The sequence below is a fragment of the Xanthobacter aminoxidans genome (assembly GCF_043193615.1).
GTDB lineage: Bacteria > Pseudomonadota > Alphaproteobacteria > Rhizobiales > Xanthobacteraceae > Xanthobacter > Xanthobacter aminoxidans.
On the sequence record NZ_JBAFUS010000001.1, the window covers coordinates 748,221 to 767,897 of the forward strand.

General features: G+C 68.7%; 17 protein-coding genes. 5 read left to right on the forward strand and 12 right to left on the reverse strand.

Going from position 1 to position 19,677, the window contains the following annotated elements; all coding sequences use genetic code 11:
• Window positions 1-126 precede the first annotated feature (126 nt).
• The 5 genes from V5F74_RS03410 (at window position 127) to V5F74_RS03430 (ending at window position 5,393) form a co-directional block, all read left to right on the forward strand.
• A complete protein-coding gene (locus tag V5F74_RS03410) occupies window positions 127-2,676 on the forward strand; it encodes a heavy metal translocating P-type ATPase (protein ID WP_394006276.1) in 2,550 nt (849 codons plus the stop codon).
• A gap of 59 nt (window positions 2,677-2,735) precedes the next feature.
• Complete coding sequence (locus V5F74_RS03415; RefSeq protein WP_394006278.1) at window positions 2,736-3,527, forward strand: ComF family protein; 792 nt, start codon at window positions 2,736-2,738, stop codon at window positions 3,525-3,527.
• Window positions 3,528-3,590: 63 nt separating this feature from the next.
• Complete coding sequence (gene grxC, locus V5F74_RS03420) at window positions 3,591-3,845, forward strand: glutaredoxin 3 (protein ID WP_024279718.1); 255 nt, start codon at window positions 3,591-3,593, stop codon at window positions 3,843-3,845.
• A 130-nt stretch (window positions 3,846-3,975) separates the two neighbouring features.
• A complete protein-coding gene (locus V5F74_RS03425) occupies window positions 3,976-4,893 on the forward strand; it encodes a carbon-nitrogen hydrolase family protein (RefSeq protein ID WP_250166704.1) in 918 nt (305 codons plus the stop codon).
• Window positions 4,890-5,393, forward strand: a complete 504-nt coding sequence (locus tag V5F74_RS03430; RefSeq protein WP_024279720.1) for a DUF1178 family protein — start codon at window positions 4,890-4,892, stop codon at window positions 5,391-5,393. The genes V5F74_RS03425 and V5F74_RS03430 overlap by 4 nt, the downstream gene beginning before the upstream one ends.
• Before the next feature lie 3 nt (window positions 5,394-5,396).
• Here the strand turns inward: V5F74_RS03430 and ubiG are convergent, their stop codons facing one another.
• From ubiG to gap, 12 genes are all read right to left on the reverse strand, one after another.
• Window positions 5,397-6,140 (reverse strand): bifunctional 2-polyprenyl-6-hydroxyphenol methylase/3-demethylubiquinol 3-O-methyltransferase UbiG, encoded by a 744-nt coding sequence (ubiG, locus tag V5F74_RS03435; RefSeq protein ID WP_394006281.1) that lies wholly within the window; start codon window positions 6,138-6,140, stop codon window positions 5,397-5,399.
• An 81-nt stretch (window positions 6,141-6,221) separates the two neighbouring features.
• Entirely contained in the window at window positions 6,222-7,256 is a 1,035-nt protein-coding gene (gene trpS, locus V5F74_RS03440; protein ID WP_029557889.1) for a tryptophan--tRNA ligase, read from the reverse strand.
• A gap of 131 nt (window positions 7,257-7,387) precedes the next feature.
• Entirely contained in the window at window positions 7,388-8,929 is a 1,542-nt protein-coding gene (murJ, locus tag V5F74_RS03445) for a murein biosynthesis integral membrane protein MurJ (protein ID WP_394006283.1), read from the reverse strand.
• Between the two features lie 156 nt (window positions 8,930-9,085).
• Window positions 9,086-11,008 (reverse strand): ATP-dependent zinc metalloprotease FtsH, encoded by a 1,923-nt coding sequence (ftsH, locus tag V5F74_RS03450; protein WP_029557887.1) that lies wholly within the window; start codon window positions 11,006-11,008, stop codon window positions 9,086-9,088.
• Window positions 11,009-11,122: 114 nt separating this feature from the next.
• Window positions 11,123-12,235, reverse strand: a complete 1,113-nt coding sequence (gene tilS / locus V5F74_RS03455; RefSeq protein WP_394006286.1) for a tRNA lysidine(34) synthetase TilS — start codon at window positions 12,233-12,235, stop codon at window positions 11,123-11,125.
• Entirely contained in the window at window positions 12,229-13,185 is a 957-nt protein-coding gene (ybgF, locus tag V5F74_RS03460) for a tol-pal system protein YbgF (RefSeq protein WP_394006287.1), read from the reverse strand. Before ybgF ends, tilS begins: the two co-directional genes overlap by 7 nt.
• A 200-nt stretch (window positions 13,186-13,385) precedes the next feature.
• Window positions 13,386-13,877, reverse strand: coding sequence for a peptidoglycan-associated lipoprotein Pal (gene pal, locus V5F74_RS03465; protein ID WP_024279727.1), 492 nt, complete (start codon window positions 13,875-13,877; stop codon window positions 13,386-13,388).
• 407 nt (window positions 13,878-14,284) lie between these two features.
• Window positions 14,285-15,175 carry a tetratricopeptide repeat protein gene (locus tag V5F74_RS03470; protein ID WP_197023008.1) on the reverse strand — a complete coding sequence of 297 codons (891 nt, stop codon included), beginning with the start codon at window positions 15,173-15,175 and terminating at the stop codon, window positions 14,285-14,287.
• A gap of 254 nt (window positions 15,176-15,429) precedes the next feature.
• A complete protein-coding gene (locus V5F74_RS03475; protein WP_029557883.1) occupies window positions 15,430-16,062 on the reverse strand; it encodes a thiamine phosphate synthase in 633 nt (210 codons plus the stop codon).
• A gap of 128 nt (window positions 16,063-16,190) precedes the next feature.
• Entirely contained in the window at window positions 16,191-17,213 is a 1,023-nt protein-coding gene (locus V5F74_RS03480; protein ID WP_029557882.1) for a class I fructose-bisphosphate aldolase, read from the reverse strand.
• 225 nt (window positions 17,214-17,438) lie between these two features.
• Window positions 17,439-18,632, reverse strand: a complete 1,194-nt coding sequence (locus V5F74_RS03485; RefSeq protein ID WP_029557881.1) for a phosphoglycerate kinase — start codon at window positions 18,630-18,632, stop codon at window positions 17,439-17,441.
• A 21-nt stretch (window positions 18,633-18,653) separates the two neighbouring features.
• Window positions 18,654-19,661 (reverse strand): type I glyceraldehyde-3-phosphate dehydrogenase, encoded by a 1,008-nt coding sequence (gene gap, locus V5F74_RS03490; RefSeq protein ID WP_024279732.1) that lies wholly within the window; start codon window positions 19,659-19,661, stop codon window positions 18,654-18,656.
• Window positions 19,662-19,677 lie beyond the last annotated feature (16 nt).

The following is a 19,677-nucleotide window of genomic DNA, read 5'->3' on the forward strand; positions in this document are numbered from 1 at the left end:
CCCTATGGGTATATTGGACAAGAGAGGATACCCCCAGGGGGTTTATTGACGCCTTGAACATGAGCCAGCGCAAGGCCACCTGCCCCGATGCGGCCTAACGCTGGCAGCCGGATTTGCGGAGCCGCCATGGCACAGGACCACTCGTCACACGACCATTCCTCGCACGGCGGCGATTGCTGCGGTGGCAAGGCACCGCCCCCTCTCGACTTGTCGGCGGTGGCCAAGCCGGCCTTGCCAGAGACGGTGAAGGATCCTGTCTGCGGCATGGACGTGAAGACCGACCCGGCGGCCGGCAAGCCCACGACCGAGCATGAGGGGCGCACCTATTTCTTCTGCTGCAACGGCTGCAAGACCAAGTTCGAGGCGGCGCCGGAGACCTATCTCGCGCCGGTGAAAGACCCGGTGTGCGGCATGATGGTGTCGCCCGGCACGGCCAAATACTCGGCCCGGCACGAGAAGAAGCCCTATTTCTTCTGCTCGTCCTCCTGCGAGACCAAGTTCAAGGCCGACCCCGTACGCTACGTGGGCGGCAGCGCGCCGCCGCCGCCCGCCGAAGTCCCGGCCGGCACCATCTACACCTGCCCCATGGACCCGGAGATCCGGCAGATCGGCCCCGGCATCTGCCCCATCTGCGGCATGGCGCTGGAGCCGGAGGTCGTCACCCTCGACGAGGGGCCGAACCACGAGTTGGTGGACATGACCCGCCGTTTCTGGATCGGCCTCGCCCTCACCCTGCCCGTCTTCGTGCTGGAAATGGGGAGCCACCTTTTCGGCTGGTCGCCGCTGCCGCAACAGATCTCGAACTACGTCCAGTTCGCCCTCGCCACGCCCGTGGTGCTCTGGGTGGGATGGCCGTTCCTCCAGCGCGGCTGGCTGTCGCTGAAGACGCGGCATCTCAACATGTTCACCCTCATCGCCATGGGCACGGGGGTGGCCTATCTCTATTCGCTGGTCGGCACCTTCGCGCCCGGCCTGTTCCCGCATGATTTCCACGCCCATGGCGGCGGCGTGCCCGTCTATTTCGAGGCGGCGGCGGTCATCACCGTGCTCGTGGCCCTCGGTCAGGTGCTGGAGCTGCGCGCCCGCGAGCAGACCTCCAGTGCCATCAAGGCCCTCCTCTCCCTCGCCCCCAAGACCGCCCTGCGCATCTGCGCCGACGGCACGGACGAGACCATCGACCTCGGCCTCGTCGCGCCCGGCGACCTGCTCCGCGTGCGCCCCGGCGAAAAGGTGCCGGTGGACGGCACGGTGGCGGATGGCCGCGCCGTGGTGGACGAAAGCCTCGTCACGGGCGAGTCGCTCCCCGTCAGCCGGGAGCCCGGCGAGAAGGTCATCGGCGGCACGGTCAACGCCTCCGGCGTCTTCACCATGAAGGCGGAGAAGGTCGGCCGCGAAACCCTCCTCTCACAGATCGTGCAGATGGTGGCGCAAGCGCAGCGGTCGCGCGCGCCGATCCAGCGGCTGGCGGATCAGGTCTCCGGCTGGTTCGTGCCGCTGGTGTTCGCCGCCGCCGTCGTCGCCTTTGCGGTGTGGATGGCGGTCGGCCCCGAGCCCCGGCTGACCTTCGCGCTGATGGCTGCGGTGAGTGTGCTCATCATCGCCTGCCCCTGCGCCCTCGGCCTCGCCACCCCCATGTCGGTGATGGTCGGCGTCGGCCGCGGCGCCCAGCTCGGCGTGCTGGTGCGCAACGCCGAGGCGCTGGAGCGCATGGAGAAGGTGGACGTGGTGGTGGTGGACAAGACCGGCACCCTTACCGTCGGCAAGCCCAAGGTCATCGCCGTGCGTGCCTTCAACGGCCGCAGCGAGGATGAAGTGCTGCGCCTCGCCGCCGCGCTGGAGCGGGCGAGCGAGCATCCCCTCGGCGCTGCCATCGTGCATGAGGCTGCGGCGCGCGAGCTGGTCACATCCGAACCGTCCGGTGTTGACAGCCCGGCGGGCAAGGGCATCGTCGGACAGGTGGAAGGCCACACGATCGCCGTGGGCCATGCCGCCTTCATGAGCGAAATCAGTGTCCACACCGACCATCAGACAGCCATGGCCGAGAGCTTCCGCCGCGAGGGGGCGACGGCGGTGTTCGTGGCCATCGATGGCAAGGCCGCCGGCCTCGTGGCCATCGCCGATCCGGTGAAGGACACGACCGAGGCCGCGCTGAAGCGGCTGCAGCAGGACGGCGTGCGCGTGGTCATGCTCACCGGCGACAACCGCACCACGGCCCTCGCCGTGGCCAAGCGCCTCGGTATCGTCGAGGTGGAGGCAGAAGTTCTGCCTGCCCGCAAGGCCGAGGTGGTCGAGCGCCTGCGCAAGGAGGGACACGTGGTGGCCATGGCCGGCGACGGGGTGAACGACGCCCCGGCTCTTGCCGTCGCGGACGTGGGCATCGCCATGGGCACGGGCACCGATATCGCCATGGAGAGCGCGGGCATTACCCTGCTCAAGGGCGACCTGGCCGGCATCGCCCACGCCCGCGCCCTGTCGCGCGCCACCATGGCGAACATCCGGCGCAACCTGCTGTTCGCCTTCCTCTACAATGCGGCGGGCGTGCCCATTGCGGCCGGCGTGCTTTATCCCAGCCTCGGCCTGCTCCTGTCGCCCATGGTGGCGGCTGCGGCCATGGCGCTCTCGTCCGTCAGCGTCATCGCCAACGCCCTGCTGCTGCGGGCCTTCACGCCGCGCTGAGCAAGGGCGCGGCTTTACAGGCTCCGCCCCCGGACGGAAGATCGATCTGGGGGACGACCATGGGGCTTTCGGCAGGGGGCATTTCTGAGCGGATCGGCCGGGCCGGCGCCGTGGCGCGCGGCTTCGGTTCCGCTCTTCTTGGCCTCGCCCTGCCGCCCACCTGCATCGCCTGCGGCAGCATCACCGGCGCAGCGGGGGGATTGTGCGGGCCGTGCTGGGGCAAGCTCTCCTTCATTAGCCGGCCCTATTGCGAGCGGACCGGCGCGCCGTTCAGCCATGATCCAGACCGCGTGTTCGGCGATGGCTGGCTCTCGGCCGAGGCGCTCGCCGATCCTCCGGCCTATGATCGCGCCCGTGCGGCCGTCACCTTCGATGACGTCGCCCGCGGCCTCGTGCACAAGCTGAAATATGCCGACCGCCTTGATCTCGCAGCGCCCATGGCGCGGCTGATGCTGCAGGCCGGCACCGATCTTACGGGCTCAGCCGAGATCATCGTGCCGGTGCCGCTCCATCCGATCCGGCTGTGGCGGCGCAAGTTCAATCAGGCGGCCCTCCTCGCCCGGCATGTGGCGGCTGCCACGGCCCTGCCCGTCGAGGCCGGCGCGCTGGTGCGGCGCCGCCGGACGCCGTCGCAGACCGCGCTGGGGCGCAACGCGCGGCGGGCGAATGTTGCTGGCGCTTTTGCAGTGCCGCATGGCGCGACGCATCGCATCGAGGGCCGTCGCGTGCTTCTGGTCGATGACGTGTACACGACCGGCGCGACGCTCGACGCCTGTGCGCAGGTGCTCCGCCGCGCCGGTGCCGCCGGTGTCGATGCGCTCACGTTTGCGCGGGTTGTCGAATTCGGCTGACCCCTTATGATGCGACGCTTTCGTGACGGCGCGCCCCCGCGCCGTCCCACCTGTCGTGACATCATGAAGCCCATCGAAATCTATACCAAGAGCTGGTGCCCCTATTGCCATTCCGCCAAGGAATTGCTGCGGCGCAAAGGCTTGACCTTCACCGAGATCGACGTGACCACCGACGCCGAAGGCCAGCAGGAGATGATCCGCCGCGCCAATGGCCGCACGTCCGTACCGCAGATCTTCATTGGCGAGACCCACGTGGGCGGCTGCGACGACCTCTACGCTCTGGAGGACGCCGGCCGGCTGGACGCCCTCGCAGCCTGACCCCTGCACGGGGCGTGCGACCGGCGCGCCCCGTGCATTCCCGCCGGGAAGAGCCTATCTGTCGAAGATCGCGCCGCGCCGGGCGCGAAACGGCGATCCAGGCTCCGGCGGCAGCGAAAGAGCAAGCCCCATGACCACCTCGGAACCGACCCCGGCCAAATCCGCGCCCGAAGCGCGCACCGGCAAGACCCTCCGCGTGGGCCTGATCCAGCTGCGAAGCGGCCGCGAACCGGCGGCAAACCTCGATGCCGCGGCCGCACTCATCCGCGAGGCGGCCCGGGACGGCGCGCGCTATGTCCAGACGCCGGAAGTGACCAACATCATGGAGCTGGATCGCAAGGTCCTGTTCGAGAAGCTCCAGGAAGAAGGCAACGACGCCACCCTCGCCGCCCTGCGCCAGCTGGCGCGCGAACTGGGCATCACGCTCCATATCGGCTCCCTCGCCCTGAAGGTTTCCGATGCGAAGGCCGTGAACCGCGGCTTCGTCATCGACCCCGACGGCGAGATCACCGGCCGCTACGACAAGATCCACATGTTCGACGTGGACCTCGGCAATGGCGAGAGCTACCGCGAGTCGAACGCCTACCGGCCGGGCGAGCGTGCCGTGCTGACCGATGTGGACGGTATCCGCCTCGGCATGACCATCTGCTACGACCTGCGCTTCCCCTCGCTCTATCGGGCGCTCGCCGAAGGCGGCGCCAAGGTGCTCACTGTGCCGTCGGCCTTCACCCGGCCCACCGGGGAGGCCCACTGGCACATTCTGCTGCGCGCCCGCGCCATCGAGAACGGCGCCTATGTCCTGGCCGCCGCACAGGGTGGACGGCACGAGAATGGCCGCGACACCTATGGTCATTCGTTGGTGGTCGACCCCTGGGGCCGCGTCATCGCCGAGGGCGGGACCGACCCCGGCGTCATCCTCGCCGAGATCGACATGGCGGAAGTCGCCGCGGCACGGGCGCGCGTGCCGTCTCTCACCAACGGCCGCCGGTTCGAGATCGCCGAGCCGGGGCAGATCGGCCACCTCCACGTGGTGCGTGCCTCCTCATGATCCGCTACACACTCAAGTGCGACGACGGCCACGAATTCGAGAGCTGGTTCCCCTCCTCCACCAGCTACGACACCCAGCGTGCACGCGGCCTCGTCACCTGCCCCACCTGCAATTCAGCCAAGGTCGAGAAGGCCGTGATGGCCCCCTCCGTGGCGCGCACCGACAAGGGGATGCCGGACAGGGAGCCTGTGGGCGCACCCGCAAGCGGGCCCGACGCTGGTGCGGCTGCCGAAGCGCCTTCCGCCGAGGCGACGCCCGTGGCGATGATGGCGCGGCCCGACAGCGAGTTGCGCACGCTGATCCGCCAGCTGCGCGACCATATCGTCGCCAACTCGGATGATGTCGGTGACAGCTTCGCCGACCTCGCCCGCAAAATGCATGACGGAGAGATCGAGCATCGCCCCATCCGTGGCGAGGCGACTGTGGAAGAGGTGAAGGCCCTGCGCGAGGATGAGGTGGAGGTGTTCCCCCTGCCCGTGCTGCCGGAAGATCGGAACTGAGGCCTAGACCTCGCGCTCCGCCACCATGAAATAGTTCACCGAGAGATCCTCGGTCAGGCGGAAATCCCCGGAGAAGGGCTCGTAGGCGAGGCCCACCTTCTCCCGAGCGGCAAAGCCGGCTGAAGCGAGCGTCGCCTCCAGCTCTTCCGGCGTCACGAACTTCTCCCAGCGATGGGTACCGGGCGCCAGCCAGCGCAGGACGTATTCGGCACCGACGATGGCGAGGGCGAAGCTCTTGGGCGTGCGGTTCAAGGTGGAGAGCGCCAGCACGCCGCCGTCCGCCACCAGACGCCCGGCGGTGCGCACGAACAGGCCGACATCGGCCACATGCTCCACCACCTCCAGCGCCACCACCACATCGAAGCGGGCGCCGCGCTCGGCCAGTGCCTCGGCGGTCTCGGCCTCGTAGGTCACGGTGAGGCCCGATTGCGCGGCGTGGGCGCGCGCGATGTCCACATTGCCGGGAGCCGGGTCGATGCCCGTCACATCGGCGCCCATGCGGGACAAGGGCTCGCTGAGCAGGCCCCCGCCGCAGCCGATGTCGAGGAGGGAGAGGCCCTTCAGCGGGCGCAGCGCACGGGCATCACGGGAGAAATGCCGCACCAGCGTGTCACGCAGGAAGGCGAGGCGCGCCGGATTCATGGCGTGCAAGGGCGCCATCTTGCCCTTCACGTCCCACCATTGGGCGCCGAGCGCCTCGAAGCGGGAGACCTCTTCCGGATCGACCGTGGCGTTCATCTGCGGCATCACGGCCTCCTCGTCGGCGGGCAACATTCCCCACACTTAGGCGCCGCATCCGGCGCGGGCAAGGCCGCGCCGGCGGCCCTGTCAGCGCACCATGCCGACGATGTCCTTCACGTCGCGGATGGTCTGGTCGGCGATCACCCGGGCACGGTCGGCGCCGTCGATGAGAATGGCATCGATCGCAGTCGGATCGGCCATCAGACGCTGCATCTCGGTGCCGATGGGGCCGAGCTTCGCCACGGCCAGATCCACCAGCGCGGCCTTGAAGGCCGAGAACTGGGCGTTGCCGTAATCCGCCAGCACCTGCGCCTTGGTGGTGTCGGACAGGGCCGCGAAGATGCCGACGAGGTTGTCCGCTTCCGGGCGCCCCTTCAGCCCCTCTTCCTCCGAGGGCAACGGCTCCGGATCGGTCTTCGCCCTGCGCACCTTGCCGGCGATGGCGTCGGCATCGTCGGTGAGGTTGATGCGGGAGAAGTCCGAGGCCTCCGACTTCGACATCTTCTTGGAGCCGTCGCGCAGGCTCATCACCCGCGTCGCCGGGCCGGCGATGAGCGGCTCGGTGATGGGGAAGTAGCCCTCGCCATGGCCATTGGAGGCGATGGAGGGGGCGAAGTCCGTGTTGAACTTCTGGGCGATGTCGCGCGTCAGTTCCAGGTGCTGCTTCTGGTCGTCGCCGACCGGCACGTGGGTGGCGCGATAGAGCAGGATGTCGGCAGCCATCAGGGTCGGATAGGCGAAGAGGCCCACGGAGGCGTTCTCGCGGTCCTTGCCGGCCTTCTCCTTGAACTGCGTCATGCGGTTCAGCCAGCCCATGCGGGCGACGCAGTTGAACACCCAGGCGAGTTCGGCGTGGCCGGACACCTGGCTCTGGTTGAAGACGATGTGGGCCTTGGGATCGATGCCGCAGGCGATGAAGGCAGCCGTCACCTCGCGGGTGTGGCGCTTCAGCTCTTCCGGGTCCTGCCAGACGGTGATGGCGTGGAGGTCGACCACGCAATAGATGCACTCGTGGCTCTTCTGCAGTTCCACGAAGCGCTTGATGGCGCCGAGATAATTGCCGAGATGCAGGTTGCCCGTGGGCTGCACGCCGGAAAATACGCGTTCTGCGACCGCCGCCATGGCGAACTCCCCAAAGAGCGGCGCGCCGCTCGACCTGAACACGGGCAACGGCCCGCAAAAGTGAATGCGGCGCGTCATGCCACCTGGGGCGGCACGGCGCAAGGGCACGGCCCGCAACGCTGCTGCCCGGCTCAGATGCGGCCCGTCCAGGCCTTCGAGACGGCCGTCTTCACCACGAGCGCACCGGCGCCGTAGATGACACCGCCGCTGGAGACGAGCCCGACCAGCCGCAGGATGCCCGCCAGCGTCCCCTCCGGCACGGGCCACGTTGCTGCGAGCGCGCCGACCCCGGCCCCCATGGCGAGGCTCGCCGCCGCGAGGCCGGCGGCCGAGAGCAGCGTCGGCGTCGAGAAGCGCAACGCGCCGCGGGCGATGAGGATGCCCCCCAAGGCCAGAATCGATGCCGCAGCGGACAGCGCCACAGCCCCCGCCGCGATCAAGGGGCCGCCGACCGTTCCGAGCCCGGCAGCGGCGACCATGCACAGCAGCAGCGAGCCGAGCGCGATTCGCTCCGCCGCCTTGATCTGTCCGGACGTGGAGGCGGCGGCCGAGAGGATGCGCTCCAGCCCCTGCGCCGGCAGCGAGAACGAGAGGACGGCCAGCAGCACGGCCGTCAAGCGGGCGTCTTCGCTGTCGAAGCTCCCCCGCTGGAAGAGTGTGACGACGATGGGCTCGGCCAGGACCGCAAGCCCGACCGCCGCCGGCAAAGCGAAGGCAAGCGCCGCCAGCACCGCCCGGCCGGCATCGTCCGCAGCCTCGGCTCTCCCGCGCCGGAGCAAGGCCGGCACGAGGACCGCCCCCGCGCTCGCACCGACGAGGCCCAGGGGGAGGTCCATCAGCCGCTGGGCATAGTTCAGGGCGGCGGCGGCGCCAGGGCTGGCGGACACGGCTGCGACCACGATGATGAAGCGAAGCTGGCTCAGCCCGGCAAACAGCAAGGCGGGCGACGCCGCCCGAAGCACACCGAGCGCCGCCCGGAGATCGCGAGCCGTCAGAACGCGGAACAGCGGCTGCGCCGAACAGCCCCTTGCAGCCAACCTCATGATGGCAAATTGAGCGCAGCCCGCCCCCACCTGCGCTGCCGCGATGGCGAAGGCGGCGGTGTCGCTTTCCATCAGCCCCTTGGCGAGCAAAACGCCGATGACCGCGAGCACCGTGACATTGGCCGCTGCGGGAGCCAATGCCGGCAGCAGCACGCGATGGGCGGCATTGGCGATGCCGCCGAAAATCGCTGCGAGCCCGGCTAGCGGGATATAGAGAACCACCACCCGACCGCAGAGAATGGCGACATCCGCCCGCTGCCCGCCCGCCTCGAAGCCCGGCGCCATCAGGCCGATCACCTGCGGCATGAAGAGTGCGACGATAGCCGCGAACGCGAGGAGGAGACCGCAGAGCAGCAGCAGGGTCGCGCCCGCGAGCCGGCCAGCCGCTTCATCGCCCGTTCCCGCGGCTTCGTTCGTCGTCCGGGCGAGCGCCGGAATGAAGGCGAGGTTGAAGGCGCCCTCGGCCAGCAGCCGGCGCGCCAGCAATGGCAGCGCCATGGCCGCCGCCAGCGCATCTGCCACCGGCCCGACGCCGAGCACGGCGGCCGTGGCCGCATCCCGCGCAAAGCCCATAACGCGGGACGCGAGGGTTGCCGCCGAGACGATGGAGGTTCGGGCGAGGAGGGACATGAGCCCTGCCTATGCCTCGCTAGGCCGGTTGTGTCGATGGGCTCTGCGCAGAACGTGCCCTCCAAGCCCTGCCCAGGGCGCAAGCCGCGACGGAGAATGCCCGTCACAAACGAAAAACGCCCGCTTGCGCGGGCGTCTTCCGGTCGATCATGCGTCTCAGGCCTGGGGCTGAGGCTCGATGGAGCCGCCGGCACCGCCGGGGCGGGGGCGCTTGGTGGTGGGGATGGCCGAGCCGCGCGGGTTGGACGGCTCGAGCACGCTCTCCCGGTTCGGCGTCTTACCGTCGAGGAGGTCCACGATCTCGTCGCCCGAGAGCGTCTCGTATTCGAGCAGGCCGCGGGCCAGAGCTTCGAGGTCGTCGTACTTCTCGGTGAGGATGCGCTTCGCCTCGGTATAGCCCTCGTCCACGAGCCGCCGGACCTCCTTGTCGATGGTCTGGGCCGTGGCCTCGGACACGTTCTGGTGGCGCTGCATGGACATGCCGAGGAATACGTCCTCGTTGTTCTCGCCGTAGGCCACCTGGCCGAGCAGATCGGAGAAGCCCCAGCGCGTCACCATCATCTTGGCGAGGCGGGTCGCCTGCTCGATGTCGGAGGCGGCACCGGACGTCACCTTGTCGTGGCCGAACACGAGTTCCTCAGCCACGCGGCCGCCCATCATGATGGCGAGACGCGAGGTCATCTGCTCGTAGCTCATGGAGAGCTTGTCGCGCTCCGGAAGCTGCATGACCATGCCGAGTGCCCGGCCGCGCGGGATGATGGTGGCCTTGTGCACCGGGTCGGTCGCCGGAACATTGAGGGCGACGATGGCATGGCCGCCCTCGTGATAGGCGGTGAGCATCTTCTCTTCCTCGGTCATCACGAGGGAGCGACGCTCGGCGCCCATCATCACCTTGTCCTTGGCGTCCTCGAACTCGGCCATGGTGACCATGCGCTTGTTGCGCCGGGCCGCCATCAGCGCCGCCTCGTTGCAGAGGTTCGCGAGGTCCGCGCCGGAGAAGCCGGGCGTGCCGCGGGCGATGGTCTTGAGATTCACGTCGGGGGCGACGGGGATCTTGCGGGCGTGAACCTTCAGAATCTGCTCGCGGCCGACCACGTCCGGGTTCGGGACGATGACCTGACGGTCGAAGCGGCCGGGACGCAGCAGCGCAGGATCGAGCACGTCCGGACGGTTGGTCGCGGCGATGAGGATGATGCCCTCGTTCGCCTCGAAGCCGTCCATCTCCACCAGCAGCTGGTTGAGGGTCTGCTCGCGCTCGTCATTGCCGCCGCCGAGGCCGGCACCGCGGTGGCGACCCACCGCGTCGATCTCGTCGATGAAGATGATGCACGGCGCATTCTTCTTCGCCTGCTCGAACATGTCGCGCACGCGGCTCGCGCCGACGCCCACGAACATTTCCACGAAGTCCGAGCCCGAGATGGTGAAGAACGGCACGTTGGCCTCACCCGCGATGGCGCGGGCGAGCAGCGTCTTGCCGGTGCCGGGGGGGCCGACAAGCAGCACGCCGCGCGGGATGCGGCCGCCGAGGCGCTGGAACTTCTGCGGGTCACGCAGGAATTCCACGATCTCGGTGAGGTCGCTCTTCGCCTCGTCGATGCCGGCCACGTCGTCGAAGGTCACGCGGCCGTGCGCCTCGGTGAGGAGCTTGGCGCGGCTCTTGCCGAAGCCCATGGCCTTGCCGCCGGCGCCCTGCATCTGGCGCGACAGGAAGATCCAAACGCCGATCAGCGCCAGGAACGGCAGCCAGGAGAGCAGCAGGCTCACGAACCACGGCACGTTGTCCGACGGCGCGCGCGCAGTGATCTGCACGCCCTTGCCGTACAGGCGCTGCACGAGCGAGGGGTCGTTCGGCGCGTAGGTCTGGAACGAGCCCGAACGGTCGGAATAGGTGCCGGTGATGTTCGGCCCCTCGATCACGACCTCGCGCACCTTGCCAGCGTCCACGTCGGTGAGGAGCTGCGAGAAGGAGATTTCGTTCGCATTGGTGCGCTGGCCCGGGCTGTTGAACAGCGAGAACAAGGCCAGCAGCAGCAGGACGATGATCACCCAAAGGGCGAAATTACGTAGATTGGCGTTCATTGAACCCTCGTGGGGACAGAAGGTCGGTTCCGCTTCGACGCCTCACCATACGGAAAGGATACCTCCGCACAGCACCGCCGCCGGTGGAACCTCCCGCACCGTCCAGCGCCTAATTTAGGAGCGAGGCCCCGTCTTGCCAAGGAGAGGCACCTTTTCCGCACTTGAATTCGTCGCGATGCCCTCGGTCGGGCGCCGGGGTGGTGCGCTGGATACGAGCACCCGCCCCTTCCGGACGGCCACACTGGCACCTGCCAGGGTGCGGCGAAATGGAGCAGCCGGCAAAGCGAGCGCAGCCAAAAGCGCGGCCAGCAGAACCTCGAGCTTGGCCAATTCGACCGGGCCTTCCCTCCCCTGCGCCGTCACGCAGCGGCCGAGAAGACGCAGGGCGATTTCCTCCGGCAGTTTGGCAAACCGAGCGGCCTCGATGGCGACGCCCGACTTGTCGGCGGTAACAAGTTCCGCCTCCACCCTGTCCGTCATCGCCTCCAGGGCCGAGTCGGCACGGGCGAGCCGGCGGGCGAGGCGGGCGAGGCCGCGCGCGTCGAGGCCCTCCTGCGCCAAAGCGGGAGCGAGTGCCCTCAGGCGTGGACGTGCGAAACGGGCATCGAGATTGGAGGGGTCGCTCGCATAGGCGATGTTGGCGGCATCAAGCGTCGCCACCAGGCGCGCCTTCGGCAGACCGAGGAAGGGGCGCAGAAGGATGAGCTCACCCCGTGCCGTCTCGGCGCTCATTGCCGCGAGGCCGGCAAGGCCCGAGCCCCGCGCCATCCGGAACAGCACGGTCTCGGCTTGGTCGTCGCAGGTATGGGCCAAAGCAAGCGCCGGCGCGCCGACCCGATCCGCCTCGGCCGTGAGCAGCCCATAGCGGGCGTCCCGCGCTGCCTCCTGCAGGCCGCGATCGGGCTTTTCGCCCTGCCAGCGAAGCGTGCGATGAGGCACGTTCAATCGAGCGGCCAAACGCGCCACATCGGCCGCCTCCTCGGCTGCCGCCGGCCTCAATCCATGATCGACCGTCGCCGCAAACAGCCGCGGTCCACCCGGGGACTGCGCCCGCCAGCGGGCGGCGAGATGCAGCAGCGCGGTGGAATCAGGCCCGCCGGAAACAGCGAGGAGAACGGCGGGACGGCCGGCAAAGCTGGAAAAGAGGACATCGAGTTCGCTGTCGGCGACCGCCGAGCGGAAGTCGGGAGACAGGCTTGCGGAATCCGCCGCCATCAGTCTCAGCAACCGACGCGCTTCTGCTCGCGCTCGACGGCCTGCCGGACGGAGGAGGCGGTGCGAGGATATTTCCGGTCCACCTCCTGGAAGGTGGCGCAGGCCGTCTCCTTTTCGCCGAGGCCGGCGAGCGACTGGCCGAGCCGCAGCAGCGCCTCAGGCGCGCGGGCGGAATTCTGGTACTTGGTAGACACCTCGAGGAACGAGGCTGCAGCATCGGAATAGTTCTGCCGCAGGAACAGACTCTCTCCGAGCATGAAGGTCGCGTCGGCGATCAGGCGGTCGTTGGGAGAAGACTGGATGATCTGGCGGAAGGTCTGCTCGGCGCCGGCATAGTCCTGTCGCTGAAGCTGGGATTGGCCGGCATCGTAAAGCTCGCGCACCGTGGCCCCGGCGGACGGCAGCGCGGCCACCTGCTGGCCGGCGGCCGGGCGGATGGGCGCCACGTCCACCGCGCGGGGCGCGGGCGTGGCGCTCGCGGGAGAGCCGAGCGGCTGGGGCGCACCCGGCGCGGCCGGGTCCATGTTGGGATCGAAGGCGTCGGAGCGGCGTACCGGGGCGGCGGGCGCTGCCGCCGGACGGCCGGAGGGAAGCACCGCCGGCGCCTGGACCGGCGCGGCAGCAGGCGCCGCGGACGGTGCGACGGACGGACGGCCGCCGCCGGCCTCCTCCAGCCGGCGCACCTGCGCCTCAAGCTGCTGGTTGCGATACTGCAGTTGCTCGACCTGTCCGGTGAGCTGACGCAGGGTCGATTCCAGCCGCTCCATCCGCTCCATCAGCTCCGGATCCTCGCGCGGAGCTTCCTGCGCGGGCTGGGGCGGCTTGAACAGATTGCCGAACAGGTTCCCGTCGTTCTGAGCAGCCGCGGGCGCTGCCGTGCCGAGGGCCGCAGCAAAGGCAAGGCCGAACAGGACGGCATAGGTGCGAACAAGAACACCGACCGGGCGCAGGCGCATCTTCATGTGACTTTTGCTTGGGGCTGGTGGCGAGAAGCACGTCCGGAACCGTGCCGGTTCGAGCCATGCGACTTTACCCCGCCGATCGCGTCCAAAGTGTGACCCGTCAACGACTTGCCGTGGACCGATCGAGGTTCTGCGGACGCTGGGCGCACGAAGGCCGGCACCCGCGGGCGCCGGCCTTCGCGAGACATTCGGAAGCAGGATCAGGCGCCGCCGCCGTTCAGCACCGTCACCGCGCGGCGGTTCTGAGACCAGCACGAGATGTCGTTGCACACCGCCACCGGGCGCTCCTTGCCATAGGAGATGGTGCGCATCCGGGCCGGGTCGATCCCGCGGGAGGCGAGGTAGTCACGCACGCTCTGGGCGCGCTTGGCCCCCAGCGCGATGTTGTATTCGCGGGTTCCGCGCTCGTCCGCATGACCTTCGATGGTGAAGGTGTAGCGGTTGTACTGCTGGAGCCACTGGGCCTGACGGTCCAGGGTCGCGCGGGCCTGCGGGGTGAGATCGGTCTGGTCGCTCTCGAAGAACACGCGATCGCCGACGGCGACCACGAACTCCTGAGGGGAACCGGGAGGGCCACCCGCGCCGCCGACGCCGGCATTCTGGTTGGGATTGTTGGCGCACGCGGCAAGCGCCAGCGCGAAGCCAAACAGAGCCGCGAACCGGAAGCCGCGAGCAAGGCTGAGGAAACGCATCCGGTAACTCCCTTCTCAACGCTGCACCGGAGGCTTCGGGTCTAAAGCCGTCCGGTTAAGCGAACGTTCCGTACGCGGCCTCTAGGCCGCTCCGAGAGCCGAAAACCGGAGGATGCGGACCACTCCCGCTCGCCATGGTTTCCGGGCCGTTATCATCGCCTTTCGGGCGGGTACGCGCCTCCCTCTCCCGCGTGCAGAAACCAGCACGGCAGGTGAATGAGGTGTTTGCCCGAAAGGCCGGGAGAGGCGACGACGCCCCTCGTCCGACGCGTCCTTCACTGATGCCGGGACGTGGCGTCATCATGGCGCGGAGGTGCAGGGGTGAAGGCAGCGCAACGGCGGTGGCGGGCGTTGCAAAAGAGCCACAACCGAGCCCTTGCTCGGCACCGCCCCTCATCGCTTCGCCTTCAGGAGCGGCCGGATTCCCAGCGGGCGGCCTGCGCCTGCGCCTTCTTGCGGTCTGCCTCGGGCAGCTTGGCCACCACATCGTCCAGCATCGGGTCGCCGAGGCCCCGGCTCTTGGCGAGGAGGTGCCAGGCAGCCGCCTTCGTCTTGTCCTCCGGCACGCCGCGTCCAACCGCGAGCAGCCGCGCATAGCGGTTCTGGGCGATGGCATTGCCGGCCAGCGCCGCCTTGCGGAACATGGCGGCAGCGGCGGCCTCGTCCTTGGGCACGCCTGTGCCGTTGAACTGCATGATGGCGAATTCCACCTGCGCCGTGACGTGACCGAGGCGCGCCGCGGCGCCCATCATGCGGGCGGCCGCGGCGACATCCTTGTCGACGCCATTGCCCTCCTTCAGCAGCACGCCGAGGGCATACTGGGCATCTTCCACATCCTTGGCCGCGGCGATCTCGAACCAGCGCGCGGCCTCCGAAGGCTCCTTGGGGACCTTTCTACCCTGGAGATAGAGCAGGCCGAGATTGTACGCGGCGCCGGCATTCCCCTTCTCCGCCGCCTGACGGAACAGCTGTGCCGCCGCGACCTCGTCCATGGGAACGCCGCGGCCGGCGAGGGTCATGTTGCCGAGCGCGAACAGCGCTCCGGTCGAGCCGGCATCCGCCGCCTTGCGATACCACTCGATCGCCTTTTTGGGGTCAAGGGGAACACCGAGGCCTTCGGAATAAAGCTCGCCAAGCAGGGTCATGGCCGCCGGATCGGTTCCGGCGCGGGCGCGCTTCAGGGCCTCGTTGAAGGCGGAAACGTAATAGCCGCGCTGGTACGCGCCATAGGCGAGATCCCCCGAGCCGCCCGGCGTATCGAGGCTGGGATAGGAGATCTGCAGGCCCAGGAGTGGCATGGGCGCGGGTTCGCGCGGACGCTGGACGGTCTTTGGATCCGGCTTTGCGGACGGCTTGTTGCCGGCCTTCCCATCGGGCTTGGCCGGCTTGGTCGCAGGTTTGGCAGCGGGTTGAGTGGAGGACGCGGCCCCGCCGGGCTGCTGGGCCTGCGCATACGCCAGGGACGGCGCCAGAGCCACCGCGAGGGCGAGCAGCACGGCGCTGCCTGAAACAGCGAACCTTAGCCTGCTGAATGGCGCGCGGACGGCCGACATCATTGCGCGTCGTCACCCGATACAAGGCGCGCCTGCGCAGCCGCCACCACCTTCGGTGCTTCGCCGGCCGACGCCAGCAGCGCCTCCGACAGGGCGATGAAATCAGCTCCGGCTTCGGCCAGCGCCGTCACCTCGTCGAGGGAAGAGGCGACGCCGACGCAGGGTACCTCGAACAGTTCGGCCCACCATTCCACAAGATCGCGCACACGGAAGAACTCGCCCGGCTCCGGCGCAAGCGCGCCGAAGGCGACGTAATCGGCCCCGCTCTCCCCTGCGATCATGGCTTCATGGCGTGTCGCAAGCCCAGCGGCACCCACAATGGCCGCAGGCTTCAGCAGCCTCAGCGCCGAATCGAGCGCCGGTCCGGCCGCAACGTGCACGCCGTCGAGACCGGCGCTGGCGACGAGCCCCTCGGAGCCTTCGAGGAGTACGGCCGCATCATGCCGCTGCGCCGCCCCCGCGATCTCGGCGAGCCGCGCCGCATCGAGCTTCTCGCCGGCAGGGGTGCGCAGCACCACGCAGGCCACGTCGCCCGCGCGCACCGCGGCCTCCACCATGCGCGGGTCGAGCGCAGGCGTGACGGTGAAGACGAGCATGAGGCGGGCGCCGGTGGCGGGCGGAGGATTGGCCATGGGTCTGATCGGTCTGCCAAGAAATCGGCGAATTGGGGGCACGGACGCGGAATGTCGTCGGCTTTCGCCAGACCATAAGAAAAGGGCCGGCGCAAGCCGGCCCTTCCTGAACGTGATGCGCCCGATGCTCAGGCGGCCTTGCGCTCCTCCTCGGCCGACCACTTGCCGAGGGCCGCGAGGGAGTTCATGTGCGCGCGGTGGGCGAAGGCGGCCTGCGCCTTGGCCACGTTCTCCGGCTTGCCGGACCACGCCTTCTGCGGCGCGGCCTGCAGGGCGCGGCCGTAGGAATAGGTGAGCTTCCAGGGCAGGCCGCCCAGCTTCACCATGGCGTCGAGGTGGGCGGTGGCGTCCTCGTCGGACTGGCCGCCGGAGAGGAAGGCGATGCCGGGCACTGCTGTGGGGACGCAGGCCTTCAGCACGCGCACGGTCTTCTCCGCCACCTCGGCCACAGAGGCCTGCACCGGGCTCTTCTTGCCGGGCACGATCATGTTGGGCTTGAGCACCATGCCTTCCAGGCGGACGCGCTGGTAGTACAGCTCCTCGAACACCGTCTTCAGCGCCCATTCGGTGACGCGGTAGCAGGTGTCGATGTCGTGGGCGCCGTCCATGAGCACTTCCGGCTCGACGATCGGGACGATCTTCGCTTCCTGGCACAGCGCCGCATAGCGGGCGAGCGCGTGGGCGTTGGCGCGGAGCGAGGTGTAGGACGGAATGTGCTTGGTGGTGTCGATATCGATCACCGCGCGCCACTTCGCGAAGCGGGCGCCGAGGTCGTAATACTCCTTGAGGCGACCGGCGAGGCCGTCGAGACCCTCGGTGATGGTCTCGCCGGGGCAGAAGGGCTGCGGCTTGGCGCCGGCGTCGACCTTGATGCCGGGGATGGCGCCGGCCTTCTCGATGACGGAGACGAGCGGCGTGCCGTCCTTCGCCTTCTGCCGGATGGTCTCGTCATAGAGGATGACGCCGGAGATGTAGTCCATGCCCTGCGAGCGGAACATCAGCTCGCGGTAGTCGCGACGGTTCTCCTCGGTGGATTCGACCCCGATGGCATCGAACCGCTTCTTGATGGTACCGCCGCTCTCGTCTGCCGCGAGGATGCCCTTGCCGTCGGCCACCATTTTCTGCGCGATCGCGTCGAGCTCCGCCGTCATGTTCTTCACCTGCCTTGTTGCCGCCCCTCGGCGGGCATGGACGCCGGAGCGTGGCACTCCGGCAGATTGATTGTCGTTTGCGCGCCCGAACCGCGGCGCATCTGTCTGCGCGCCTGCAAGTCCCGGAGCCGGCACCGGGTTCCCGACCGATGCCCTACCCGAAAAGCGCCCGCCGCGGAGGGCCGGGCGGGCGCAATCTTCGTCATTTTATCCCGCAGCGCAATATCAGCGCCGCAGGGCCTCCACGCCCGGAAGCGCCTTGCCCTCAAGCCACTCAAGGAAGGCACCGCCGGCCGTCGAGACGTAGGAGAAGCGCTCCGCCGTCCCCGCGTGGTTCAGCGCGGCCACCGTGTCGCCGCCGCCCGCGACCGACAGCAACCGCCCGTTGTGGGTGAGGTCGCCGACATAGCGGGCCACGGCCACCGTCGCCGCATCGAACGGCGTCATCTCGAACGCGCCGAACGGCCCGTTCCAGACCACCGTCTTCGCCCCGTCGAGCTTCTGCTTGACGATACCGACCGTCTCCGGACCGGCGTCGAGCATCATCTCGTCGTCCTTCACGTCATCGACGCTGGTGACGCGGTGCGCGGCATTGGCCTTGAACTCGGTGGCGACCACCGCGTCCACCGGCAGGACGATCTCGCATCCAGCCGCCTCGGCCTTCTTCAGGATGTCCCGCGCGGTGTTGGCCAGGTCGTGCTCGCAGAGCGACTTGCCCACCTTCTTGCCGAGGGCGGCGAGGAAGGTGTTGGCCATGCCACCGCCGATGACGAGGATGTCCACCTTCTTCACGAGGTTGCCGAGCAGTTCGAGTTTGCTGGACACCTTGGAGCCGCCGACCACGGCGAGCACGGGGCGCTGGGGCGCCTCGAGGGCCTTGGTCAGCGCCTCGATCTCGCTCTCCATGGAGCGGCCGGCATAGGCCGGCAGCTTGCGGGCCAGCCCCTCGGTGGAGGCGTGCGCGCGGTGGGCGGTGGAGAAGGCATCGTTGACATAGATGTCGCCGAGGCTCGCGAGGGCTTCGATGAAGTCCGGCGCGTTCTTCTCCTCGCCCGCATGGAAGCGGGTGTTCTCCAGCACGATCACCTCGCCGGAGGCGAGGCGGGAGACGGCGCTCTTCGCCTCGTCGCCGATGCAATCGGAGGCGAACGCGACCTTGCGACCGAGTTCGCCCTCAAGGGCCTTGGCGACGGGGGCGAGCGACTGGCTTTCGTCGCGGCCCTTGGGCCGCCCGAAGTGCGCCAGCAGGACGGCCTTGCCGCCCTTGCCGGTGATGTCCCGAATGGTGGGCAGGATGGCCTTGAGACGGGTGGCGTCGGTGACGCGCCCGCTCTCCATGGGAACGTTGAGGTCGACACGCACGAGGACCCGCTTGTCGGCGAGGTCCACGGCGTCATCGAGGGTGCGGAAGGCGATCATGATGGCGCCCCCTTTTCCCGGTCAGCCCAGCTTGCCCATGGCGACGGCCGTGTCGCTCATGCGGTTCGAGAAGCCCCACTCGTTGTCGTACCACGACAGCACCCGCACCAGCGTGCCTTCCATGACCTTGGTCTGGTCGAGGTGGAAGGTGGAGGAGTTGGGATTGTGGTTGAAGTCAATGGAGACGTTGGGCTGGTCGGTGAAGCCGAGGATGCCCTTCAGCTGCTGCGAGGCAGCCGCGATGATCGCCTCGTTGATCTCTTCCTTGCTGGTCGCGCGCTTGGCGACGAACTTCAGGTCGATCACCGAGACGTTCGGGGTCGGCACGCGGATGGAGGTGCCATCCAGCTTGCCGGCGAGCTCAGGGAGCACGAGGCCCACCGCCTTGGCGGCGCCGGTCGAGGTGGGGATCATGGACATGGCCGCCGCGCGGGCGCGGTAGAGGTCCTTGTGCATGGTATCCAGCGTCGGCTGGTCGCCGGTGTAGGCGTGGATAGTGGTCATGAAGCCCTTCTCGATGCCGACGGCATCGTTGAGGACCTTGGCCACCGGGGCGAGGCAGTTGGTGGTGCAGGAGGCGTTGGAGACGACGAGGTGCTCGTTCGTGAGCTTCTCGTGATTCACGCCATAGACCACGGTGAGGTCCGCGCCATCGGCCGGGGCCGAGACCAGCACGCGCTTGGCACCGGCGGCGAGGTGCGCCGCAGCCTTGTCACGCGAGGTGAAGATGCCGGTGCATTCCAGCGCGATGTCCACGCCTAGCTCCTTGTGGGGCAGCTCGGCGGGGTTACGCACTGCGGTGACCTTGATGGGGCCGCGGCCCACGTCGATGGTATCTCCGGCGACCTTGACCTCGCCGGGGAAGCGGCCGTGCACGCTGTCGAAGCGGAAGAGGTGGGCGTTCGTCTCCACCGGGCCGAGGTCGTTGATCGCCACCACCTCGATGTCGGTGCGGCCCGATTCGATGATGGCGCGCAGCACATTGCGACCGATGCGACCGAAACCGTTGATGGCCACCTTGACGCTCATATTGGGTCCTCCTGAG